The sequence below is a fragment of the Paenibacillus sp. FSL L8-0494 genome (assembly GCF_038003695.1).
In the GTDB taxonomy this organism is placed as follows: Bacteria; Bacillota; Bacilli; order Paenibacillales; family Paenibacillaceae; genus Paenibacillus_AQ; species Paenibacillus_AQ odorifer.
Genome location: NZ_JBBOPQ010000001.1, coordinates 3056623 through 3079404 on the forward strand (window position 1 = coordinate 3056623; position 22782 = coordinate 3079404).

Annotated in this window: 35 protein-coding genes; 30 read left to right on the forward strand and 5 right to left on the reverse strand. The window is 42.1% G+C overall.

The window, feature by feature from the left end; genetic code table 11:
* Nucleotides 1–218: 218 nt before the first annotated feature.
* Nucleotides 219–1409, reverse strand: a complete 1191-nt coding sequence (locus NYE35_RS13765; RefSeq protein ID WP_076135684.1) for a site-specific integrase — start codon at nucleotides 1407–1409, stop codon at nucleotides 219–221.
* A 38-nt stretch (nucleotides 1410–1447) separates the two neighbouring features.
* Nucleotides 1448–2059: a LexA family protein gene (locus tag NYE35_RS13770; protein ID WP_143766310.1), complete on the reverse strand. Its 612-nt coding sequence runs from the start codon at nucleotides 2057–2059 to the stop codon at nucleotides 1448–1450.
* A 181-nt stretch (nucleotides 2060–2240) separates the two neighbouring features.
* On the opposite strand from NYE35_RS13770, the gene NYE35_RS13775 reads away from it, so the two are divergent.
* From NYE35_RS13775 to NYE35_RS13785, 3 genes are read left to right on the forward strand one after another with little or no spacing between them, the layout of a single operon-like run.
* Nucleotides 2241–2486 (forward strand): helix-turn-helix domain-containing protein, encoded by a 246-nt coding sequence (locus NYE35_RS13775; RefSeq protein ID WP_256715129.1) that lies wholly within the window; start codon nucleotides 2241–2243, stop codon nucleotides 2484–2486.
* A 15-nt stretch (nucleotides 2487–2501) separates the two neighbouring features.
* On the forward strand, nucleotides 2502–2828 hold the full coding sequence (locus NYE35_RS13780; protein ID WP_076135688.1) for a helix-turn-helix domain-containing protein: 327 nt from the start codon (nucleotides 2502–2504) through the stop codon (nucleotides 2826–2828).
* Between the two features lie 38 nt (nucleotides 2829–2866).
* Nucleotides 2867–3397, forward strand: coding sequence for a hypothetical protein (locus NYE35_RS13785; RefSeq protein WP_341121253.1), 531 nt, complete (start codon nucleotides 2867–2869; stop codon nucleotides 3395–3397).
* Here NYE35_RS13785 and NYE35_RS13790 read toward each other — a convergent pair.
* Nucleotides 3369–3584, reverse strand: a complete 216-nt coding sequence (locus tag NYE35_RS13790; protein ID WP_076135692.1) for a hypothetical protein — start codon at nucleotides 3582–3584, stop codon at nucleotides 3369–3371. The genes NYE35_RS13785 and NYE35_RS13790 overlap by 29 nt on opposite strands.
* A 93-nt stretch (nucleotides 3585–3677) precedes the next feature.
* Here NYE35_RS13790 and NYE35_RS13795 point away from each other — a divergent pair, with 93 nt between their 5' ends.
* Nucleotides 3678–3884, forward strand: a complete 207-nt coding sequence (locus tag NYE35_RS13795; RefSeq protein ID WP_076135694.1) for a hypothetical protein — start codon at nucleotides 3678–3680, stop codon at nucleotides 3882–3884.
* Nucleotides 3885–3900: 16 nt separating this feature from the next.
* Nucleotides 3901–4152 (forward strand): hypothetical protein, encoded by a 252-nt coding sequence (locus tag NYE35_RS13800; protein ID WP_076135696.1) that lies wholly within the window; start codon nucleotides 3901–3903, stop codon nucleotides 4150–4152.
* Here the strand turns inward: NYE35_RS13800 and NYE35_RS13805 are convergent.
* Nucleotides 4149–4499: a hypothetical protein gene (locus NYE35_RS13805; protein ID WP_076135699.1), complete on the reverse strand. Its 351-nt coding sequence runs from the start codon at nucleotides 4497–4499 to the stop codon at nucleotides 4149–4151. The two genes, NYE35_RS13800 and NYE35_RS13805, sit on opposite strands and share 4 nt — an antisense overlap.
* A gap of 91 nt (nucleotides 4500–4590) precedes the next feature.
* On the opposite strand from NYE35_RS13805, the gene NYE35_RS13810 reads away from it, so the two are divergent.
* The 20 genes from NYE35_RS13810 to NYE35_RS13905 all read left to right on the forward strand — a co-directional run bounded on the left by NYE35_RS13810 (nucleotide 4591) and on the right by NYE35_RS13905 (nucleotide 19657).
* Complete coding sequence (locus NYE35_RS13810) at nucleotides 4591–5706, forward strand: ParB N-terminal domain-containing protein (RefSeq protein ID WP_076135701.1); 1116 nt, start codon at nucleotides 4591–4593, stop codon at nucleotides 5704–5706.
* 1 nt (nucleotide 5707) lies between these two features.
* Nucleotides 5708–6124 (forward strand): ORF6C domain-containing protein, encoded by a 417-nt coding sequence (locus NYE35_RS13815; RefSeq protein ID WP_143766707.1) that lies wholly within the window; start codon nucleotides 5708–5710, stop codon nucleotides 6122–6124.
* On the forward strand, nucleotides 6121–6354 hold the full coding sequence (locus tag NYE35_RS13820) for a KTSC domain-containing protein (RefSeq protein WP_076135705.1): 234 nt from the start codon (nucleotides 6121–6123) through the stop codon (nucleotides 6352–6354). Before NYE35_RS13815 ends, NYE35_RS13820 begins: the two co-directional genes overlap by 4 nt.
* A gap of 87 nt (nucleotides 6355–6441) precedes the next feature.
* Entirely contained in the window at nucleotides 6442–6684 is a 243-nt protein-coding gene (locus NYE35_RS13825; protein WP_179088908.1) for a hypothetical protein, read from the forward strand.
* On the forward strand, nucleotides 6647–6853 hold the full coding sequence (locus NYE35_RS13830) for a hypothetical protein (protein ID WP_076135707.1): 207 nt from the start codon (nucleotides 6647–6649) through the stop codon (nucleotides 6851–6853). Before NYE35_RS13825 ends, NYE35_RS13830 begins: the two co-directional genes overlap by 38 nt.
* A gap of 74 nt (nucleotides 6854–6927) precedes the next feature.
* Nucleotides 6928–7788 (forward strand): hypothetical protein, encoded by an 861-nt coding sequence (locus tag NYE35_RS13835; protein WP_076135708.1) that lies wholly within the window; start codon nucleotides 6928–6930, stop codon nucleotides 7786–7788.
* Nucleotides 7788–8951: a hypothetical protein gene (locus NYE35_RS13840; protein ID WP_341121262.1), complete on the forward strand. Its 1164-nt coding sequence runs from the start codon at nucleotides 7788–7790 to the stop codon at nucleotides 8949–8951. Before NYE35_RS13835 ends, NYE35_RS13840 begins: the two co-directional genes overlap by 1 nt.
* Before the next feature lie 60 nt (nucleotides 8952–9011).
* Nucleotides 9012–9920 carry a hypothetical protein gene (locus tag NYE35_RS13845; RefSeq protein WP_341121264.1) on the forward strand — a complete coding sequence of 303 codons (909 nt, stop codon included), beginning with the start codon at nucleotides 9012–9014 and terminating at the stop codon, nucleotides 9918–9920.
* Nucleotides 9913–11730 carry an ATP-dependent helicase gene (locus tag NYE35_RS13850; RefSeq protein ID WP_341121266.1) on the forward strand — a complete coding sequence of 606 codons (1818 nt, stop codon included), beginning with the start codon at nucleotides 9913–9915 and terminating at the stop codon, nucleotides 11728–11730. The genes NYE35_RS13845 and NYE35_RS13850 overlap by 8 nt, the downstream gene beginning before the upstream one ends.
* 10 nt (nucleotides 11731–11740) lie before the next feature.
* The gene (gene ssb, locus NYE35_RS13855) at nucleotides 11741–12217 is read left to right on the forward strand and encodes a single-stranded DNA-binding protein (RefSeq protein ID WP_341121267.1); all 477 of its coding nucleotides are present in this window, start codon (nucleotides 11741–11743) and stop codon (nucleotides 12215–12217) included.
* Between the two features lie 16 nt (nucleotides 12218–12233).
* Nucleotides 12234–12656, forward strand: a complete 423-nt coding sequence (locus tag NYE35_RS13860) for a hypothetical protein (RefSeq protein WP_339248107.1) — start codon at nucleotides 12234–12236, stop codon at nucleotides 12654–12656.
* Between the two features lie 5 nt (nucleotides 12657–12661).
* Entirely contained in the window at nucleotides 12662–13723 is a 1062-nt protein-coding gene (locus tag NYE35_RS13865; RefSeq protein WP_341121269.1) for a replication protein, read from the forward strand.
* Nucleotides 13724–13852: 129 nt separating this feature from the next.
* Nucleotides 13853–14710, forward strand: coding sequence for an ATP-binding protein (locus tag NYE35_RS13870; protein ID WP_341122464.1), 858 nt, complete (start codon nucleotides 13853–13855; stop codon nucleotides 14708–14710).
* Nucleotides 14707–15813 carry a DNA polymerase III subunit beta gene (dnaN, locus tag NYE35_RS13875; protein ID WP_076189962.1) on the forward strand — a complete coding sequence of 369 codons (1107 nt, stop codon included), beginning with the start codon at nucleotides 14707–14709 and terminating at the stop codon, nucleotides 15811–15813. Before NYE35_RS13870 ends, dnaN begins: the two co-directional genes overlap by 4 nt.
* A gap of 3 nt (nucleotides 15814–15816) precedes the next feature.
* Nucleotides 15817–16485, forward strand: coding sequence for a dUTP diphosphatase (locus tag NYE35_RS13880; protein ID WP_341121271.1), 669 nt, complete (start codon nucleotides 15817–15819; stop codon nucleotides 16483–16485).
* Nucleotides 16482–17003: a DUF1064 domain-containing protein gene (locus NYE35_RS13885; RefSeq protein ID WP_341121273.1), complete on the forward strand. Its 522-nt coding sequence runs from the start codon at nucleotides 16482–16484 to the stop codon at nucleotides 17001–17003. Before NYE35_RS13880 ends, NYE35_RS13885 begins: the two co-directional genes overlap by 4 nt.
* 143 nt (nucleotides 17004–17146) lie before the next feature.
* Entirely contained in the window at nucleotides 17147–17506 is a 360-nt protein-coding gene (locus tag NYE35_RS13890) for a hypothetical protein (protein ID WP_341121275.1), read from the forward strand.
* Nucleotides 17507–17517: 11 nt separating this feature from the next.
* A complete protein-coding gene (locus NYE35_RS13895) occupies nucleotides 17518–18642 on the forward strand; it encodes an SNF2-related protein (protein ID WP_341121277.1) in 1125 nt (374 codons plus the stop codon).
* A 68-nt stretch (nucleotides 18643–18710) separates the two neighbouring features.
* Nucleotides 18711–19283: a C-terminal helicase domain-containing protein gene (locus NYE35_RS13900; RefSeq protein ID WP_341121278.1), complete on the forward strand. Its 573-nt coding sequence runs from the start codon at nucleotides 18711–18713 to the stop codon at nucleotides 19281–19283.
* Nucleotides 19280–19657, forward strand: a complete 378-nt coding sequence (locus NYE35_RS13905) for a hypothetical protein (protein WP_341121281.1) — start codon at nucleotides 19280–19282, stop codon at nucleotides 19655–19657. The genes NYE35_RS13900 and NYE35_RS13905 overlap by 4 nt, the downstream gene beginning before the upstream one ends.
* A gap of 21 nt (nucleotides 19658–19678) precedes the next feature.
* Here NYE35_RS13905 and NYE35_RS13910 read toward each other — a convergent pair whose 3' ends face one another.
* Nucleotides 19679–19834, reverse strand: a complete 156-nt coding sequence (locus NYE35_RS13910; protein ID WP_076135737.1) for a ribbon-helix-helix domain-containing protein — start codon at nucleotides 19832–19834, stop codon at nucleotides 19679–19681.
* A gap of 166 nt (nucleotides 19835–20000) precedes the next feature.
* Between NYE35_RS13910 and NYE35_RS13915 the strand changes: the two genes are divergently transcribed.
* From NYE35_RS13915 to NYE35_RS13935, 5 genes are all read left to right on the forward strand, one after another.
* A complete protein-coding gene (locus NYE35_RS13915) occupies nucleotides 20001–20168 on the forward strand; it encodes a hypothetical protein (RefSeq protein ID WP_341121284.1) in 168 nt (55 codons plus the stop codon).
* Between the two features lie 72 nt (nucleotides 20169–20240).
* On the forward strand, nucleotides 20241–20921 hold the full coding sequence (locus NYE35_RS13920; RefSeq protein ID WP_341121286.1) for an HNH endonuclease: 681 nt from the start codon (nucleotides 20241–20243) through the stop codon (nucleotides 20919–20921).
* Between the two features lie 11 nt (nucleotides 20922–20932).
* Nucleotides 20933–21202 (forward strand): hypothetical protein, encoded by a 270-nt coding sequence (locus NYE35_RS13925; RefSeq protein ID WP_341121288.1) that lies wholly within the window; start codon nucleotides 20933–20935, stop codon nucleotides 21200–21202.
* 41 nt (nucleotides 21203–21243) lie between these two features.
* A complete protein-coding gene (locus NYE35_RS13930; protein ID WP_036684298.1) occupies nucleotides 21244–21510 on the forward strand; it encodes a hypothetical protein in 267 nt (88 codons plus the stop codon).
* A 40-nt stretch (nucleotides 21511–21550) separates the two neighbouring features.
* A complete protein-coding gene (locus NYE35_RS13935; RefSeq protein ID WP_341121291.1) occupies nucleotides 21551–22726 on the forward strand; it encodes a hypothetical protein in 1176 nt (391 codons plus the stop codon).
* The last annotated feature ends 56 nt before the right edge of the window (nucleotides 22727–22782 follow it).

The following is a 22782-nucleotide window of genomic DNA, read 5'->3' on the forward strand; positions in this document are numbered from 1 at the left end:
AGTCTTTTTGTGTTTATAAAACCGTTAAACATAAATTCGGGGCCCTATCTCTAGGGCCCCTTTCATGGGAGATGATAGAATCACAGTATTATATTTTATTGTTATTTCCGATTTAGTTGATACAATAGGCTGTATTTGTTTAATTAATCGCTACAACAAGTTGTAAATGTTAGTTTTAAATAGAGTTCGTCAACAAGTTGTCAACAACGCGACAACAACTATGCCTTTGTTTTCCTAGCTCGTTTAACAATCTTTGAAGGTTGGAGAAAGGCATTGAAAACGTCAGCTGCTGATTGATCTGCAGCTTCAATAATATGACCATAGATATTCATTGTAGTTGATATCTTAGTGTGCCCTAGTCTACTAGAGATGATTTTAGCATGAACACCACTGCTGATTAAAAGAGTGGCAGAAGTATGACGTAGATCATGAAATCTAATGTATCTTAATTGTGGATTTCTAGCGTGGAATTCGCGCCAGTAGTCTCCCCAATTTTTTGGGAATTTAGGACGTCCATTGTCGTGAGCGAATAAAAATGAGTATTCTCCACCTTCCCATGGAACTTTAAGCTCAGTGCGAACCCTCATCATATGCTTTTGATATTCTACAAGTTCTTTTACTACGGAAGAAGGCAACGTTATTGTTCTTCCTGTACCACGTTTAGGACCCTTGATTACAGGCATACCATCTTTAAACATTGGAATAGTTTGATGTATAAGGATACTACCTTTTTCTAAATTAATATGTCTCCATTCAAGACCCAAAAGTTCTCCGCGGCGCATTCCTGTAGTGAGAGCTAAAGTAACAAATGTTTTGAATTTAATAGTTTCTTTTTGGAGGGACTTTAGAAGCTCAGCTACTTCTTGTTCGTTATAAAAACTCATCTCCTTTGGGGCCTCTTTGGGTTTATCAATCCCATCCATTGGATTTACTTTGATAACTTTCCAAGACACCGCTTTGCTGAATATACTTCGAAGTACTCTGAAGCAATAAACCACTGAGGCTTCACCAGTTTTTTTTGATAGCTCGTCCAACAGGGTGACAATATCTAAAGTCTTAATTTTATCCATTTGTATATCACCTAAAATAGGAGTGAGTTTTGTCGTAGAGTGGTATTTGTAATTGAAAGCACTTGTTTCAGCTAAATTTTTATCTACAAATTTATCGCTCCATAAACCAGTGAATTCTCTAAATGTCATTTTTTCAGGTCTGAAATAATTTCCGGATTCAACTTCTATTTTGAATTTATTCCATTCTGATTCTAAGTGATCTTTGAGTTTTTTTGTTGTTTTTAGTAATGCAGTATCTTCAACTCGATAAGTCATCGTTTCTCGACCGCGCTTTGTTCCCGACCCCGTTTCAACTGTAAATAACCAAGAACTTTTACCTCTCTTTTGAATACTCGCCATTCAGATCACCTCGAAAATTTACTATGGTTTATGTATTTTCAAATATCAGAAATTTTGAAATGACCCATATATATTCCACAAATCTGTATTTGATTCGGGACATAAAATTTTGCTTCATAATCATCATTCTCTGGGGATAATTTGATTTGGGAATCATTTTCAGACCAATGTATGCGTTTCAGGAATCCTTCCTCACTGTCATTTACAAGTGCGGCAACTAATTGACCATTATGTTCTGCCCATTGAGCATGACGCATATAAACAATATCTCCATCCGTAATTCCAATATTTATCATTGAGTCACCTTTGACGCGTAATGCATAATCCGGTTGTTTTTTGTTGGGAAAAGGATAATGGATGTATTCCTCAATATTTTGATCAGCAAGAAGACCATTTCCAGCACAGATTGTTCCGAGTAATGGTATTTCTCTAAATCGCGGATGTTGCTCAAATAGGTCGGGAAAAATATCTGACTTTGCAATTTTCAAGGTATCTGAGATTATTTGTAGATTTCCCATAGACATTAGTGTTCTACCATTAACATAATCAGAAATAGTGCTCGAGGCTACTCCTGTTCGTTCACTTAATTCTAGTTGAGTAATTCCTTTTAGCATTAAGACTTTTTTTAAGTTAATAGATATTTCTTTCATAAGATTAACCTCGTAATCAGTGAACTTTTTCCGCGCCACTTTGAAAACCTCCGTTTTTTTCCGGTTATATAGAAATAATATTTATTATATCCGATTTAATCAGATATTAAAAGTTAAATTTGGAGTTTTGATGTTGACAATCCGATTTAATCGGAATAATATTGGTTTGGGAGGTGAGGCAATGGACGATTACAAAATTACTTGGAGAGCCGCCAGAGTAAATGCAGGTTACACTTTAAAAGAAGTCTCCGAAATAACCAAAAAAAATATGGATCTCATCCGGAGGTATGAGAAAGATTCGACTGATATACCCTGGGCCTTAACAAATGAGTTACTAAAACTCTACAAAGTGCCAGCGGAAATAATTTTTTTTGGCAGGGAATCCGATTTAATCGGAAATATCAAAGTTTATGCGATTATATCGTAATTAGGAGGAGGTTAAATGAAAGAAGAACATGTTGCATCTGATTTTTTGGATGCTATTGCTGAAAAAGTCGCATCCAAGATTTTACCAACTGTTTTAAAGAAAATTGAAGAGAGCATTCCCATAAGTGAGGATAAAATGGTTGAAGCTGAAAAAGCTGCTGAAATATTAGGCGTCTCTAAAGATTTGATTTATCGTCTCTGTAGTCAAAAACAAATCCCACATGTGAAAACAGGAATGCCTGGTTCACGTAGACCGAAAATGATGTTCAGTATACGTTCTTTGGAAGAATGGATACGGCAACAAGAACGTTTAAATTGCCCAACATGGGATAGTCGAGCTTAAAATCCTTAAAGATTGACTCAAAAAGGAGATATAAATCAATGAAAGAAGAAGACAAACAGGAAGTACTAGGAATGATTGCAGAAGCGTTCCAGATCACCCCTAAAGGCGATGTATTTATCAATGGAGCTACAGTAACAATTGCTACTCCAACAGACGCAGAAGCATTTTGGAATGACTCTGAATTGGTTAAAAGGTTCGGCGGAGGAACAGTCACCAAAACACCAATTGAAGATGGAGTACACGAACTGAAGAAGAAACTAGCCTTGATTGGAAATGAATTAGTTACAGTGGTATCCAGCCTTGATTGCAAAGCGGTTGAACTGGGGGTTTTCAAAGACTCTGGAATCGGCTTTGAATTAGACAAACTAGCAGAGTTGACCAGCAAACTTTTTAATGCGTTGGAAAGCAAAGAAACCACCGCTGGAACGGCGGCTACTGATACCGAACATGAAAAGGACGTAACAAATGCGAAAATTCTTGTTAGATCAGAATCCATTACAACTGATCTTGCAAGAGAATATTGGGAAGAACGTTCAAAACTTATTCTAAAGCATCAAGGACGCCTTTGATAAGTTCAATCGTAAATCTCTCGTTGTGGAGTTTCAATGCTGCTAAATCAGCTTGCCGAATAGCTTCTTGAATTGGTTTCCCGTCATTTTGAAGTTCCTGGGTAAGTTCCAATCCATCTTTAATATAAAGTGGCTGAAGTTTTTCAAATAGTGCTGCGGCGATTTCATCAACATTTGGTTTAGACACATGTAATTACCTCTTTTCTTAGTGGGGTTGTTAATCCGAACAATATCCATTTTATTACAAGAGAACGAATGTCGAAGTGAAGGAGTTATCTCAATGAAAGAAGATTTACAAACAGCTTATGAGGCTCTATCAAGAGTAACAGTAACTGCATTAGCTACTGGAGACAAAATCGCTTTAAGAGAAGCAGGTCTTGCTCGGGCTAAAACCTTGGAGTTAAAGACAATGCTTCAGCAGCGTGAGGTAAAGCCCCTAAGAGTAACGCTTAACCGTGTTGAGAATTATTGCTTACCAAGTTTGTGAGGGAGGAGGAAAGATAATGGGAGAAAGTGTAGGGGCAGTGAATCAAAAGGTCCAGAGTGAAGTAAAGGACACTCCCGAATGGAAAAGCCTCGTCTCAGTGAGAGAGGCTTTAGGAAATATCGATCCGGTGTATGCAGAAATTGTTTCGGAAGTACTCAGCCTTATTGGTAAAAAAAGCGTGACTTATGAAGCAGCCTTATATATTCTCGAACGTTCAAAAGAAGCTCTGAGAAAATGCACACTTCTGCAAGATGAATATACGCCTTAATTAGCTCTTGGAACACTTACAGAACCGATAGTCGGCTGCATTACATGTTTTTCTTGTTGGTTTTCGACCGATTTGACCGCTGTAGATAAATAAACAGCATTGTTGATCGTATCTAAGCCAACCGAGAAACAATCAACTGATAAAATAAACCCCATTACACCGACTTTGTAGTCACCAGCAAACAGTTTCGATGCCTTGCCTTCAGTATTATTTCGACCATCAATAGAGTCTTCAAAGACATTCTTTAAGTAAAAAATATCTTCTGTCGAATCATTTTTGTAACCATTAAGCACGGTGTCGGCCAGTATTTCTAAATGTGTTCCATCAAGGAAATTAATAATAACCATTTTTTACACCTCCCTCCTTGGATGTTTTGGTGGATCTGGACAATCCCCATCTTATCACAGAGAGGAAATGATTTTAGGAAGGAGAATCACATTGCTCATTGATATTAGCAAAATCAAAGTAACGGATCGTATTCGCCAAGATTTTTCGGGCATCGAAGAATTGGCTCAGGACATCGCTGAGAACGGCTTAATCAATCCAATCGTTGTAACACCCGATTATCAATTGATCGCTGGAGAACGACGGTTGAGAGCACACATGCATTTGGGGAGAGAACAGGTAGAAGTAAGAGTTACTGAGGTTCGCGATTATGCTCATCAACTACAACTAGAGATAAGCGAGAACGAACACCGGAAAGACTTTACATTCTCTGAACGGGTCGCTTACGGGAAGAAAATTGAGGAACTGGAACGGATCAGAGCCAAAGAACGAATGCAAGCAGGTAAGGAAAATTTACCTGAGCATGAATCTGGTCAGGTCCGCGACATTGTAGGAGAACAACTTGGAGTGTCAGGCCGTCAGTTCGACAAGATGAAATTCATTAAGGAGAATGCCACGCCGGAAATTATCCAGCAGTTAGACGCCAATATTATCAGCACTCATAAAGCTTTTACTGAAACCAAGGAACGTCTCGAAGCTGCTGTTCGCGAAGCCGAAGATCGAGCTGAACAAGCGGAGTATGAGAAGGAAGAACTTCAAAAGAAATACAAAGACGTTGTACCGGCTTATCAAGTACAAGAGGCTGTCTCGGCGGCTCTTGAACAGCATGATGAAGAACAGACAATTTACCTAAAACAGAAGGATAAGGAGACCGAAGCGCAACTCAAGCAGCGCGATGATTACTGGAAAGACAAGATGAAGGATGAGATCGAATCAGAGAGATTGAAGATTGAGCAATTAAAGTCTGGATACCAACGCATCAAAGAGGAGAATGAAGCCCTCAAACTCCAGCAACCAAATGATTTTGACGAGCAACAGGCTCAACTACAACTCAAGAGGCTGCGTTCCGATGCGGACATTAATACAGTTCAATTTAGCATTAACGTCAAAACATTCCTTAAAAATGCTGGATTAACGGCTTTTATGTTAGGATCAATCGCCAGCGCAAGCAACAGCGAGAAAAAACGGCTGGGTGAAAGCTTGGATATGCTGGAAGCATTTATTGAGCAGGTCAGGCCCGCCGTGAATGGCAGAAAGGTGGTTCAATGAGATGCCAGATACAAAAGATATTTTGTTAGCTATGGGACAGCATTTGCAGTTGACGGAACAGCAAGGCGCTGTAGTCAGATCGGTCTTTGAAGGTCTCGGAGCAATCAAGGATGAAATGATTGTTCAAAAAGAAGAAGTTCTTATGGCCCTCCAGGAGGTGAGAGACCGCATTACCCTGGATGATGTAGAGCAATGGAATTTACAACAAGCGGTCAAGAGCAGATCGAACGCACTTACAAAGGATCGCTACAAAGAATCTGATGTTTCTTTTAACGCTCTGGTAGGCAAGTACCGCCGTCTCATATGGAGCAAGCTCAAAGACAACTTCAGTGTTGCTAAATACAGCCACATTCGCCGCATCGACTATGATGATGCAGTAGAGTTCATCAAAACATTCAGACCGGAGGATTACCTATGAGACCTGAACTTGAGCCGGTAATATCTTCAAATATTGCCGCTGTTGGATATGACAAAGAGAGTCAAGCGCTATTCGTCCAGTTCAAGGGCCGTGATACCGTGTATGAACATCCCGGGGTGCCACGTTTGACTTATGAGATCATGATGGCTGCTGAATCGATCGGAAGCTATTATGCACGAAACATCAAGAAGACTTATCCTGGCACTGTAGTTGTAGGTGATCAGTCATGACTATACAAGAGTTGGCAGAACGTTGGAAAAGTAACAAACTTCAGTACGAAATCATTTTGAGGAATTTTCCTTTGGTGGTGAAAAATCATGATTAATGGCATACCAGCTATGACTATCAAGTTAGAATCTGAAGATGTCGTGTTCGTAGAAAATGAGCTTCACGCTCTATTGGTCTACAAATTAGATGGAGAAGATCCTTCTCTAAAGGTAACTGGATTGAAGAACATACTAGCGATCCGTGATTTGTTAAATGATGCTTATCCAGTGTCGAATTGCAAAGGGGGCTGCACATGTGGAACATCATCTCAAGCACGCCATTCACAAGCTTAAGAAAATGCAGGAAGAGACAACGAATGTCTCAATCGGGGCAGCGTTGGAACGAGCTGGATGGTTCTTCGGACATGAATTTCAATCGGTTTTGGATGACTTGGATACCGCCTTAGCGTTGGCAGAACAGAAAAATGACCCTGCTGGGGAGCAGAGCCATTTGGGTAGATGAAACATTTGGGCGAAAACATTGTCCTCGAAAACATGTTTTCGCCTCCATATTAACATGAATTGGAGGATTTGCAAATGCAAGAAATATCAATTAACTATCCCGAGCAATGGAAAACTGTAAATTCCCGCGCCGGAAACCTCTTTACCAGTGCGGAAAACACTGTAGGCGTTGTTCGCCTGACGAATGCCGATGGACACCTGATTCAATTCGATGATGGTGAATGGGGCATTAGTGCCGAGGGGTACCGTGCATGTAATTTGGTTGCAGGGATCTCCACAATTACACCTGATACAATCCACCTTGCCGATGGGCGCGAGGTGAGTAATCCATATATTGAATTTGATCCAGAGACCGGTACGGCAGATAAGTTCTGGTCACAAAAAATCACAGTAGGCATGTCTCCTTCTGGTAAGCCAATTGTTAGTTCCGCCACTGTCCTCTTTGATATCCGTGTTCGTTTTGTCAAGGAACTTATGCAGAAGATCGAAGAGAACCGGGATGCCGGCAAGCTTTGCATGGAAGGGACGTTAACTGATGAGGAACTCAGATCCGGTATTTTCATGGCCTTCCAAGGGGAATTGGGGGTCTATGGCAGACATGACAACATTGATGTAATCCGCGTTATTCAAAACCTCATAAATAACAAAGAACACGGTGACAAGATCGTTCAGACACTTGCGTGGAAGGCTTCTATTAAACAGCAGCCAAGTATGCCATTAGCAAAGTTAAAGGCTTACAACGGCGTAGTAGACGTTCTAGTGATTGGATACAAAGACACGTTTGATGAAACGAAACTGAATGAAATCGCTGCTGAATTTCAACAAACCAGTTCGGTTGCTGGGGCTGAAGTGATCGAAGAAACGATCAACGCCTCAGAAGAGTCTATCGAAATAGAAGAAAGCTTTCTTTCAACCAAAGGAGGTCCGCGTTTTTAATGATCAAAACTATTCGCACCAAAAACATAAAGGGTAATACTTTCGACCAAGAGTTGACTGGGAAGGATATCTTCGTAGGTCCTAATGGTTCCGGTAAGTCTACACGGCTCCAAGCCGTACAACTAGCAATGCTGGGGTATATTCCCGGCAAGAAGACTAACGCCGAAACGTTCAAACTCAGTTCTGGAGATGAGATGACGGCTGGTTTGCAAATGGATTCATTCTCCTTTGATCGCTCGGTCATTCGTGCCGAAAAGTTGAAGGGCACTGGATCAAAAGAGGTAAAATACAGCGAATCGATCACAGTTTCACCGAATAAAGGCGAGAAAAACTCCACGCAAATGAATGCGCGAATCTCAGCTGAGATTGGAAACTTCCCGATGGTCTTTGACTTCCAGCAGTTTCTTGATATGTCGGATGCTAAACGACGTGAATTTATCTATAGCTTGTCTCCTATATCCAGCGAAGAATGGGATAAGAAAAAGGTATCTGCTCATCTTATCCAAAAGTTGTTGACCCAAGGATTTCAGGAAGCAAATCCTGATCTTTATGAAGCATCCAAAGAGTTGATTAATGATTGCTTAGATGAATGGCCTAGTGATTATGATCTATCTTCCGGTCTTCAAGCTATGACCTCATGGGTTGAATCGCAACAGAAGCATTGGAACAAAAAACAGAATGATGCTACTGGCGCGGTGCGCGAGCTGGCTGACATGAAAAATAAGCTTGAAGAGACTGATCGGGATATCACAACCAAAAAAGAAGAACTGAAAGACTTCCGGCAGCAGCATACCGACGTTCATGGGCAGATTAAGGCGGGTCATGAAATTAAACGGCAATGGGAGCAGAAGCGCGGACGTTTAGAGGACCTAAAAGGCGAGATTGAACAGCTGACATCAATTCTAGATGTTAATTCCGATCGTGACTATGCGGCGGAAATTGCGGTGCTCCAGCAGTCAATTAAGCAAACAGATGTTAGTGGTGAAGCGCAAACTATCCAAGATCAGATCGATGCGCTGGTTGCTTTGAGAGAATCCAAGACCGCAGAGGGCGTGGATGCTAGACAGAATTCCGACAAACTCAGCCTTGAACTCAATACCATGAACGAGGTTCTGAAAAATATTGAGGAAAAGGGCGCTGGTGTCTGCGTAATCCACCATTAAATTGGATGTGATAAGGATTTTTCAAAATTCACTTCATTTGTTGGGCAGAAAGGCCCGTCCTTGAAAGAACAACTAAATTCTCTGGAACAACAACAAATAGACTTACGAAACGAAATTAAGGAGTTACGGGCTGAAGAAAGTTCTCTGGAACAATCGAAGCAGGCGCTTTATAAATCTGCGAACGATGAAAACACTGCTAATGACCGCATCCGTTCACGGATTGAAATAATCCGTAAGGACGAACAAGAAGAAAATCGCCGTCACCAGGATACACAGAACAAAATCATCAACTTGCAGCAGGAGCAAGAGCGCCTCCTGAACGATAAGCAGCCAACCTTTGCTCCACTCGAAATACTGGAGCCGCAGTTGTCGGCACTGGCGCAGCAGATTGAAGAGCTTGAGCGCGTGATTGAGGAAAAGGAGAAGGCTAAAATCACGCTCTCTAACGCCCAGACAGCCATGATCTCAGCAAGCAAGGCACAGTATTACTTCACAGCCTGCAAAAGCTTAGCAGAGGCGTTGGGAGCCAAGGGTATTCAAGGAGAACTGGTTAAAGGTGTGCTTGGACCTATTGAAGACTCCATCAATGAAAATCTGCAACTAATGGGCATTCATTTTCCAATGTTCTTCTCTACTGAATCAGAAACGGGTAAGGAAGTATTTCAATTTGGCTGGATCAAGAATGACCGCAAGACAAACTTTGATGTACTGTCCACCGGCGAGAAGTTGATGTTCTTATCCGCATTCCTTGTCACACTGCTTGAAAGATCGAATCCGCCGCTGAAAATATTGGCCTTGGACGATATCAATAACTTGGATAAGAAGAACCTTGGCGGCGTCTTGAGGGGCTTAAATGCGCTTTCTCACAAACTGGATAATATCCTGATTGCTGGTGTTGTGGAAATCTCGGAAGCAGAGGGCTGGACCATTTGGGATCTGACTCCAGAGGGGGCTGCGGTACGTGGTTAATTTCACTGCTGGGCTGAATGAGGAACAGGCATCAGCTGTTTTATCTGAGTCGGAAGAGATCCTAATGAGAGCTGGAGCAGGGACGGGTAAAACCCGTACCCTGACTCATCGAATCGCACATCTCAATCTAAACCGTCGTGTTGGAGCTTCAAGCATTGTGGCCATAACCTTCACTCGGGCGGCGGCCAAGGAAATGAAAGACCGGCTGATTCCGTTGATCGGTGAATATGAATCCAAACGGATTACTTGCTGCACATTTCATGCCTTAGCGGTAAGAATCCTTCAGGAATGGGGCCATCGGTTAAATCTTGATCGACAGTTTACAATCTATTCCCAAGAAGACCGGGAAGAAGTCATGAAGGTCATTATCAATACAATGGGTTACAGAACCAGCGTGAGTAAAGTCCTCAAGGCAGTAGATTTGAGAATCAAGGGTCTTGAAGAACAGGCGGTTTGGGACGAATACAACTATCAGTTACGCCGTTACAATGCAGTGGATCTGGATGCCTTGATTTCGAACGTGAACACATTGTTCAGCAATCATCCTGATGTCACTGAGTACTATCGGAAGCAGTGGAAGTACCTGTTCGTGGATGAGTTTCAGGATACGGATCAGCAGCAGATGGAATTTATCCGGTTGCTGAATCCGGAACACCTTTTCTGCATAGGTGATTGGAGACAATCTATCTATGGATGGCGTGGAGCGCGAGTTAGGAACATTCTTGAATTTACAGGTTCTTATCCAAATACAGAAGTAATTGAGCTTAACCGCAATTACCGTTCAACAGTTTCAATAGTCGAAGCTGCCAATAACTTAATCTCTCATAGTGGAGTTGAAATTGGTGGAGGACTAGTAGCTTACAAGGAAGGTACCAGCGTTGACGTAGTCTCTTTGGTTGACGATGATACTGAAATGGATTATGTAGTCAGCCAGATCAAAGAGAGAGTGCAGAGCGCCATGTATTCAGATTTTGCGATATTGACACGGACGAATGCGCAAATTGATATCTTTTATCAAGCGTTGCGGCGGGAGAACATTCCATGTACTGTATTGAGCGCTTCGGATGATCCTCTTAAAAAGCCTGATGTAAAGTCGCTATTGAACTACCTTGCATGGATATTTAACCCGCAGGACGAAACGAATTTTAAAAGAGTCATTAAGTTTCCAGAACGGTCACTGACTGATATGCAACTTCAGATTGCAGAGCAGATAGCCATAGATAAGTCAATTTCATTGTGGGAGGCATTAGTAGATTCGAACGAAGAAAGGGTTGTCCAATATGCTGCCATCCTACAGGGCGTTGCTGAATCAGTCAGAGAGTGCGTATCTGCTTATGATGCATTAGATGTATTGTCCCGTAGATTAAAGCTGAGAGAACGCTATATAGAGCGGTATCTTAATAATCGTCATGAGGATCTGGATCAAGCTCAGACCTACATCATGTATTGGGTTGAGCGGCAGTTGAAGGCTGGTGAAGACCATAGTCCTACTGCGTTCCTAAAATGGATCAAAATCAGAGATATTCAAGAAAAACTAATGGAAGACCGAGACGCGGTTAAACTTATGACCGTTCACGGCAGCAAGGGGCTTGAGTTTCCGACAGTTTTCCTTGTGGGCATGAACGAAGGGCTATTTCCAAGCCAAAACACCAGAGATATTGAAGAGGAACGCAGGCTGGCATATGTGGCTGTAACCCGTGCTGAGAATGAACTTATTATTACCACGACACAATCACATAGCAGTTGGGGCAAAGTCATTCCATCTGAACCAAGCAGATTTATTGATGAGATGAAATTTCTAAATGGATGAGGTGCTATAAATGCTCAATAGAATTATTTTGATTGGTAGACTGACCCGTGATCCTGAACTTCGTTATACTCCTGCTGGTGTTGCTGTGACGCAGTTCACTCTTGCCGTAGACCGCAACTTTACCGGTCAAAACGGAGAGAAGGAAGCGGACTTCATTCCAGTAGTTACCTGGCGGCAGTTGGCTGAGACATGCGCGAACTATTTGCGCAAAGGCCGGCTGACAGCGGTAGAGGGACGTATTCAGGTCCACAACTACGAGAATAACGAAGGGAAGCGTATTTACATCACTGAGGTCATTGCGGATAACGTGCGATTCCTGGAGTCCAACAGAAGCAATGAACACGGTGGCAGCAATTCATCAAGTAGTAATGAAAATGGTAGTAGCAGTCAAAATAGAAACTCTAGCGGTCAAAACGGAGGTTATGGTGATCCATTCTCTGGCGATGGCAAACCCATAGACATAAGCGATGACGATCTTCCATTCTGAGAACGGAGTTGTAAGCATGGAGGAAGAAAACGAGTTCGACCTTGCGGCTTACATAGAGCAAGTAGATTTAATGAAGAAACAGGCTAATGTTTTGCCTGAGAACAACCCAGCATCATTGCAAGAAAAGATTGAGTTACTTACACAGTGTCATGAACTGGCTGGAGAAATTTCAAGTGAATGCGACCGGCTCTACAAGCGCATTCACGTCCAGCGTGACATGGACTATGCAGAGGCATATATTTCTGCCAAGGCACCTAAGAAGGAGCGTGCAGAGTTGGCTACAAGAGAAATTAGAGTGCTTGAAGCAGAATCCTATGGTCGCTCAATGAAATGGCGTAACGAGTTTAAAAGTCTTCAGGAGAACATTCACACCCTCAAGCTGAAAATGAAAGTTAATTTTGCTGATGGGACGATGTACAGCAATAGTTATCAGAGGTGAGGTGATTGGCGAATCCACAACCAGAGAATGGCTTTGTAAAGCTTGCCAACGAGATATGGAATGAAATCATACGTCGTGATTTTTCCAAGCGTCAGAAAGACATCATTCTCTTCATATGGCGGTTGTCGTATGGGTGTCAGAAGAAAACAGCATCGATACCTTTGCTCAAATACTTCGAGTTATGTGGCGTTGGATACCAAAATATTCGAAAGGAACTTGATCATCTATCCAATTGTCGAGTGATAGTTTGGAATAAAAATAACAATATTTTTGCGGTGAACAAAGATTATGAGCAGTGGCAGATTAGTCCGGTAAAGGGATGGAATGAAGAAATATTCAAGGATTTAGTTAGTAAAAACATCAACTTTAAAAGTGGCGGAACTTCTCAAAACAAGAAGCCCGAGAAATCGAAGGTACATGGAATTATCATCATGGCTTCTCAAAACAAGAAGTTGTTACTTCTCAAAACAAGAAGCTCGGGCTTCTCAAAACGAGAAGTTGAAGGTGCCTCAAACCCTTGCGGCTGTAAGGCGAAACGCGTCTCTAAAAACATTATTAAAAACATTATTAAAAACAATAGTAGTTGTTGTTTAGAGGAGGACACTGAAATGGACAAAGGACTTTCAAACAAAATCAAATCAGATAGCCAGGATGCCGTTCCTGCCGGGGATGCCGACTCCAACCGGAAAGCTGATGAATTTGATTATCGTAAACAAGTCACAGACCTTTATCTCAAACGCAGAGCAAAGGGACTTGATCTTACGGTTAATGACGAGTTGTTTTTAGATCAACTCATTGCAGACGTAGTTCCGATCTCCGTTGCCATTGACGGCATCAATCAATCCTTTGACAAATTTAAACCTAAACATAAACGAGACGAGATCAAAAGCATCAAGTACTGCGAAGGACGCATTTATAATTTATTATCCGAGCAAGACGGAAAAATAGACGAACAGAAGATTAGTACTGTCATAGATTCTAAAACTAAGCCTGAACCGGATTATGATCAAGAAGAATATCAAAAAAAGCTTGAGCGGCTGAAAGCCAAGCGTGAGGCTGTGGTGTGATTGGGAAACTTAGGTGATGAACTGAAAAAACTTATTCCAAAGGGATTTGCCGAGCGAAAAGCAGCAGTAATAACACGGCTAGAAGAACACCCTGAAACGAAAAGAATCAAGGGAACTTTTCCTGATCGAGTGGACAACTTGACGCATCCGACAAATTACGGTTCGTTATCACGACACCTTGTTAGTTTTGATAACTGTAGAGGCTGCAAAGACTTAGTTGGTTGTCAGAACGACCACAAAGGTCACTGTAGCGTTGTAGAGGAAAATCCGGATGACGATAAGGGATTGATTTATAGGCTCCAAAAATGCCCTTTGCTCCTTTCTCACGAGAAACAGCAAAGGGTAATGGGAAAGATTAAAAGTCATTTTATTCCTGATCACATTGTGAATGCGACTTTTGAGAGCATTGATCTTGACCTCCATAGATCTGCTGCAATCATAAAGGCTATGGACCTATGTGAGAACTTCGAAGTTGGAAAGAGTAAAAAAGGACTTTACTTATACGGTCAAATGGGTGTGGGCAAAAGCTTGATCTCCGGTGCGATTGCTCAAGAGTTAGCTTCTCAAGGGGTAGACGTTGCAATGGTCTATGTCCCAGACTTTATGTCTGAGGCGAAGGATGCTATTGGATCTAAGACAGAAACGGTTTTGTCTAAACTAGAGGCCTTACAGAACGTTACTGTGCTCATCTTAGATGATATCGGAGCTGAGTACCTGACTACATGGACGCGGGATGAAATACTGGGACCTATTCTACAACGCCGAATGGAGCGATTAGTCACAATTTACACGTCGAACCTAACGATCAAGGAATTGCGGCAACACTTGATAAACGTCAAAGATGCCGCCAAGACCATGGATCAGCGTCAACATGAAAAGAAGGCTGAGAGAATCTTAGAAAGGATAGAGCCATTTGCTGAAGTGCTGCATGTAGGTGGGCGGAATCGACGTAGGGATAATTCGCATAACACAGGAGGAAAGTTATGAAGATATCAATCGATAAGCATATTCTTATCAAGCCGTTAGAACAAGCGGCTAAGTTCCTACCATCAAAAAATGTTATTCCGATATTGGCTGAATTTCTTTTTGAAGCAAAACATGACGGACTATACATCACCGGTGGAAACGGAACTCAGTTTCTACAATCAAAAATTGATTCGGATGATTATGAGTTGATCAAGCCTGGTTCAGCGACTATACCAGGGAAAAGAATCGCTGAGATCGTGAAAGTAATGAAAGGTGTAATCGATATCGAGACAGTCGGATTCGAGACTGTGATTAAGAGTGGAAGAAAGAAATATGACCTTCCTGGCTTAGATCCAGAAGAATATCCTCAATTCATCGAAGATCCCGATGGTGCTTCGGTAGAACTAGAGGGACGAGCGTTAAAAGTTTTAGTCAAAGAGACGGCCTATGCAGCATCAGAAAGCGAGGCGACACCGATTTTAACCGGACTTCGCGTTAGGTTTCAAGACAACATGATTAATGTCACCAGTACAGACCGGCATAGATTGTCATCTTCGGTACAAGTGGCAGATAACTTGATCGAAATGCAGATCATCGTGGGAGCCAAGACAATGTCCGATCTTATGAATCTGATCGGACCAGAGGAGAAGTTAGTAATTAAATTAGTTCAATCGAAACTTGTAGTCGCGACGAAGAATTTCATATTTTGTTCTCGGGTCTTAGAGGGGACATATCCAGACGTAGACCGAATGGTACCAATAAACTATCAATCGACACTTCGGGTAAATCGGGAATTATTGATCGATGCCCTCCAGAGTGTGAAGATTATCATCAAAGATCAAAAGTCCAAAGTTACCCGTATGCACGTAGGAGAGGTTATTGAACTCAAAGCTGCTGCTGAAGGCGTAGGAAAAGTAAATGAATTTGTAGATATCATCTCACTTCAAGGAGAAGGATTTAAAGTTGCATTTAACGGGGAGTACTTCCTTGAAGCTGCTGATTCCATTAATTCCAAGGAACTCATCATAGGGTACTCGGGTATGACGAACCCCATCTTAATCAAAGACGCTGATGACGAGCGAAATTATAGGATTGTTCTACCATATCGAACAACGGAGGTATAAATAATGACTCTTACTCTTGAAGAAATGTACAACATGCAAAAAGAACTAGATGCAAAGATTGTTGCTGAAAAAGGACTGGAAGGTCAGGATCTGCTTTACAAGCGAACACTGGCTCTCCAAGTCGAGTTGGCAGAGTGTGCAAATGAGTACAGGGGATTTAAGTTTTGGAGTGATCGCAGCAAACCGAAGCATGGATACGATGCCCTGATTGAATGTCCGAAATGCAGTGGAAAGGGATTTTGGTTTAGTGGAGAACGCGTTATCTGTGGTCGTTGTGAAGAAAAAGGGAAGATTACTAATCCTCTACTGGAAGAATTCGTAGATTGCGTTCATTTCTTTCTGAGTATCGCAGGTCAATACGGCTGGTTGGACGCTCTGTATATTTCTGAAGATGCCATTGAAGAAACAAGAGACGAAGGTTTAGATGGGGAAGTAACAGGTGCATTCTTGGAATCGATGTACTGGCTCATGAAATTCCATATGGAAAGAGACCGCGATGAGAAAATTGAGCAAAAACTCGGAAAGACAAAACGTGAGATGTGCTTCAGGAATGCTTGGTATGTATTTTTTGCTATTGGCCTTGTGGGATTTAACTTCACATTTGAACAGATAGCCGATGCTTACGCAGCCAAGAACAAAGTCAATCATGAGCGTCAGGTGAATGGATATTGAACAAATACAATGCCAAGAAGGTCATAGTGACCTCAGACGGAACAATGTTCGAGGATGCACAACTGAAGAAATACAATATCAAAATCACCGGGAACAGATTCGACAGCATGATGGAAGGTGAATATTACCGGCATCTGCTGCAGTTGAAGAAGATTGGACTCATAAAGGATTTTACTCTTCAGCCCAAATATATACTTCAAGAGAAGCCTAAGATCACGTATATCGCTGATTTCCTAATCACCGATATGGACGGATCGGAACGGGTAGTGGACATAAAAGGTGCTGAAACAGCAGTATTTCGTACGAAGTTGAAGCTCTTCCAAGCAAAATATCCAACTATGCGCATTGAAATACTGACTAAAAAGCGTGGTGAGTTTGTTCCACTGGATCAAGTAAAGAAAGAGAAAGCAGCCCAGAAACGGGCTGCTAACAAATTAATGAAGAAGGCAGAAGGGAAGATGAAATATGAGCGCATCGGCTACCCAAAAGGACGTAGTACTCGAAATTCAAGATATTGATAGATACCTGGATGAAAATGATAAAAGTGAACTGTCTCGGATCATTTGGAAAATAGAAAAGCTAAAGTCTGCCGAGAACGATCCGAATCAATTAACGGCTACTTTCTCGGAAAACTCACTTTTCATAGTTGCCGAGTAAATCTATGGACAAGGTCATTTCCGCCATAAAAAGAATTCGCTGCCATGTTCTCATTGATGAATACAAGCTTCACGGACTCATAGCTGATCAATTGAATGCAGCGGAGATTTCGTTTAAAAACGAAGTCCTCCTTGCACCCCACAATCGCATCGACTTCATAGCTGGTGATGGAATTGGGATTGAAGCAAAGAAAGGAAAGCCGAATGAACAACAAGTTCTTCGGCAATTAGAACGATATGCTGCCTTTGATAAGGAGAGATTAATCCTTGTCATAGAACGCTATATGGACCTCCCTGAGATGATTAACGGCAAACCTGTAGTTTCTATTGGACTGCGCAAGCTTTGGGGCATATCAAGTAAATGAGGTGAATCAGAATGGATGCTGTGGAGTTACCTTCATACCTTAAGAATCCCGGGGAATCAGATTACTTTTACGGTACGCTGAGCTATGAAGAGAAAACGGATAGTTGGGTTATCGAAGGAGAGCCGGCCGTGTGCCAGGCAGCCAAACGTATCTTCCCGGGGGCAGAAGGTCGCTATAAGGGGATGGCTAAGTTTAAGAGCAACAAGAGATCCAACGGGGATCTTAATTGGCTAATGATGCGCTATCCCTTAAAAATCATCAACAAGGAAAAATGGGATGAGCAGTTCAATCAGGCAGTGGGATATGTGTTGAAGCGAAATCAGATTCGCAAAGGACCTCAAAAAATAGAACCCTCAACGGCAGTATTCAACGGGACACTCACCGAGTTCCAGAAGGAAGGAGTAGCTTACCTGAATAACAATGCCCCTACGCTTCTGGCAGACGATATGGGGCTAGGCAAGACAGTGGAGGCATTGGCATGGATTGCCCACCAAAAGCGTTATCCGGGTATTATAGTGGTCCCTACGAGCGTACAAACGCAATGGAAGAAACAGATACTCAAGTTCATTGTTCCGCAACCGGTAGTTGGAGAGATGGCCTTATTCCCTGATCCAAACAAATCTGTGCATATCATCAAAGGATTGACTCCTTATGAACTGCCGGAAGCTAACTTCTACATCATCCATTACGGATTGCTCAGGGGATGGAAGTCAGTCTTGCCGACTTACAAATTCGAATTTGCTGTGTTCGATGAAATCCAGGAACTTCGGAGAACTGGAACCGAGAAATACAGTGCTGCCTCGTTGCTATCTGAAAGTGTAGGGAATGTAGTTGGCTTATCAGGAACCCCGGTATATAACGCCGGGGGTGAAATTTGGAACATCATGAACATTCTTGAACATCAGTGCTTGGGCGATTGGGGGAGCTTTACGCGGGAGTGGTGTTATGGATACGGAGAAATGGTTGTCTCTGATCCCGATGCACTCGGACAGCACTTGCGCCGTGAGGGGTTGATGCTCAGGAGAACAAAGGATCAAGTCCTTACCGAACTTCCGGCCAAGCGGCGGATTGTCCAGGAGATTGACTCTGATGAGAAGACATTCACCAGAGAAATGAAATCATTATATTTGATCTAATTGAGCGCTACGATACCATTGCTAATAACTTTGAAAAGGGAAGAGCCAAGCGCGAGATCGGCGAAAAGATGCGGCAAGCAACCGGTATATCTAAGGCCCCATATGTAGCGGCATTTGTTCGGATGTTGCTGGAAGCTGGAGAGGCGGTCGTGCTATACGGTTACCATCATGCTGTCTATGAAATCTGGATGGAAGAACTTAAGGCTTTCAAGCCTGTTCGAGTTACAGGCTCAGAATCAAACGTTCAAAAGGAATACGCTAAAGAGCAATTCATCAAAGGGGCATCTAACCTCATCATAATTTCACTCCGGGCGGCAGCTGGTATCGATGGACTGCAAGAAAGAGCGAACATAAATGTTTTTGGTGAATTGGATTGGTCACCAGGTATCCATTCTCAGTGTGAGGACCGGACACATCGTATGGGTCAAAAGGATTCTGTACTCAGCTATTATCTGGTATGCGGCGAAGGTAGCGATGAACAGATGATGGAGGCCCTAGGTTTCAAGACAGCACAATTTGCGGGGATCATGGGCGAGAAGACAGAGTCTGAAGAAGACAAGGCGCTTGCTCAGACTGAGATCGGCAAGCACCTGGATAAGGTCATTGAGAAAATAAAACTGAGAGGTGGGCAACAAAAATGACAGCTGAAGAAATTATTAGGATGAATCCAGGTAAGGAACTGGATGATCTTGCTATAACAGGAGGCTTAAAGGATGGATTCTCTCCTTCAACAAATATGAATGATGCTTGGATATTAAGAGGTCATTTCATAGATCAATTTGGTGGTGGATTTGAACTCGTTAGATATTGTGATGAATTTCCAGAACATTGCTCTTGGGATAATGACGGAAAGAAAGTGCTTGTATGGACTGAAACTGGGGCTGAGGCGATCACGAAAGTAGTAGCATTGGCTGTACGTGACTTTTACGGAGACTTTCATCCTTGGGTATTGTTCCCGGAAATGCAAGGTAAGTTCATAGAGGATCTGAAGAGAAACACAACACTGTTCAAATAAAACAAAAGGAGCATAGAGGATTTATTCCTCTTGCTCCGACCTGATTTGCTTCTGTAACAACGTCAATATTAGATTGCTAATAGAACGATTCTCAATCTCAGCACGGCGTTCAAGTTCATTTTTTAGATCCTGCGGAAGAGTTACCATGATTCGCGAATTACCTTTGGATACTGCCATCATACAACCTCCTTTGGTGCAATCTTATCATGGTGAATCACTTAGATGCAAGGTGATGTTGAAAAGTGTTGATAAGTGAATCACTATGATGTACTATGAGGCTATACAGATAGCGATTCAAGATCAAGGAAATCTTTCCTTAACAAGAGAGAAGGGAACCAGAATTATGAAGGCACTTATTTTAACAGAATTGGACAATGAGCCACATGAGATCAGAGAAGCTATCGCATTTTATGCCGCACATACCGTGTTGCCAATTCACTTCACCGCAGCCGAACGTGAACGGCATTATGTGACACTCGAAAATGCGGGTTACTTGGAAAAAATCTCTTAAAACCGCAGCAACACAGCAGTAGAAACGTAATATTATAGCCCTAAAATAGAAATATAGGAGGTGCAAAAGAGCATGGGAGAGCACAAAACATTCTGGAAGCCTGTCAAGGAAGTCAAAGAAAAGAAGACCTACAACAGCCTTCAAAAGCAAAGTAAAGCCAAGTCCAGAAGGGAAGTTCCAGAGTGGAAGAAAAACCTCCTTGCTCATCACAAACCAGGACAGAGCTCCAAGGATCGGTGTGACTTCAGTGATGAAGTAATTGCTGAGCTTATTGCAGAACAAGGCGAAGTATGCCCGTGCTGCAAGACCGCAGCATCAAATACTACTCACCATGTATGGCCTCGGGGGCGGAAAGGTCGGGGCGTAAAAACGAACGGGCTTAGAGTTTGTTGGCCTTGTCACGACAAAATCCAAACGACTGATGAATTACTCCAATATTGGATTTCAGTATACCGAGAGAAATATGGAGATTACTTTTGGTTCGATGAAAAGGACTGGGAGGAATTTCATCATAAACAAAATATTCAACAACAGAAAGAACGCGAGAAGCAAGAACGGGAGAATCAGATTAAACCGGTTGTAGATCTTCTCAGTTCGGCTGCTGGACGCAGTCTCAAGGCTAAAGAATTACGGTTGCTTCAGTCCTTTGAAGATAAAGATATGGCAGTATTCGCGACCCTTATGGCTGACGTATTCGGAAGACCATTGGAAGAGCCAAAGGTTTACAACTATGGTGAACGTTTTGAAGATTAGGAGTTGTTAAAATGGCTAAGGTCAGAGATGCAATGTATATGCAGCGCCTTGTAAACAAACGTGAATTAATACCTATTTTTGAATCTTATGAATTGCAAATATATCGAAAATTAGAGGAAGTCGATCACTTACTTGCTCTCGTTTCTAGCGAAGCAGTTACATGTGGTGTAAAAGCGGAGCATTGTAGGGATTATATCCGCACGAATGTAACTGACATGATTGATCAGATAGCTGAAAAACGGGAGAAGGAATGGAGGGGCAGGTCTCGCAAGGTCAAATGAATCCTTTGTAGTTCATATAACAACGTGAGGTGATTAGTTAAATGACTGAAACAGAACAGCGCAGACACTTCCAACGGATTAAATCCCTGAGTAACGATAAGTTTTGGCGATACATGAATGTACTGCATACGAGGGCGTACACCAAAGCTGAAAACCATTATCAAGAGGCTATGGATATCGTATTAACACCAAAGCAGAAAGCAGCAGTAATTGCTAAGGCTAATGAGATTCGAGAGTTATGGGATGGCATGCCATCAATCACGTTAGATGCTACAGAAGATGCAGAAATGCGGGAGTTGGGAGTTTAAAACAAATTCGGGCATGGCCCATAAGGGGAGAGAGCGAGAAATGATCAATAAAGAAATGTATTTCGAAGACAATCTTGCTTCGCAGGGAACAAGTTTTTATCTAAGAGATGAATCAGATAATGCCTCGGCTGTTATGGGTCTTATATTTGAAAAGATGAAAGAACGAGGATGGCTCATTCAGACAGACCAGCGTATTTTAAGAGATTACGCTTGTTTGGCAAAAGACCACTTTGAGGGGCAGAAGGGCGATCTTAAGATTAAGGCTGAAAAATACCGAATGGGATTCAAAATTGAATTTTTCCAAGAAATAAACACAGTCAATAGAAGCGGCGGTTACTATGATTTCGATAAATTAAAGCTCATGCCATACTTGCTTCGCTTGTCATTTCTAACTGAATTAAAACACATCAAAGAAACGTGCAAGGCAGATGGGTATCTGGATCAATCCAAGCCGGTTACAGTCAGGGCTTTTGATAAAGTGATGGACCACATTAAAAGCTCATGCCATTACAAAGAAGGTAAAGAATTACCGGAGTACGAGGTACCAAGTTACAACAGCAAAGATAAAGATGGGAAACGCATCCGGAATGGAGAAGTTAAGTATTTCAGAGATCGTAAAGGATGTTTACAGCGCGGTATCGTTTATCACAATATCAACAACATGTGGTGGGTGATCTTGCACGAATACAGATATAGAAACATTGCTAGTTTTGAATTCTTCGATTTAGACAGTGAGGAAAACCGCCAACCAAAATTAATTAAGAAATCAGGACATCACAAACCAGCAGCTCGCATTAAGTTTAGTGGTCCTGCTACAGATCAGATTAGCAAAGAATGTAAGGAAATCGGTAAAAAGGGGCGTCTCTTGAAAGCGAACCAAATGCTTGAGAAGCTTTACAAATTTGATTGGACTTCAAGACATTTTGTCTTCGAGATCAAAGAGAGCGGACGTTTAGGACTTGTTGAAATCGAAAGCAAAGCATGGGGAACCCATAAGGTACATGAGAATCCAATAAGGCTTAGTTTATATGGACGGACGTTACCAATGTCCGGTACAGAAAGCTATTGGGTAAAGGCTCTGAGAGAATACGTGGTTCATGGCAAACGAACGATTACAGAATGGTTTTGTAAGGATAGCAACGGGCAGGGACCAGACGCACATTATTGGCCGGAAGTTCGGAAGATAGCCTGGGAAATAGGAGCATTAGCATCTTAAATGACCAAAGAGAATTGAGGATTAACCACCCTCTACTTTCCCGAATAATAAAACAT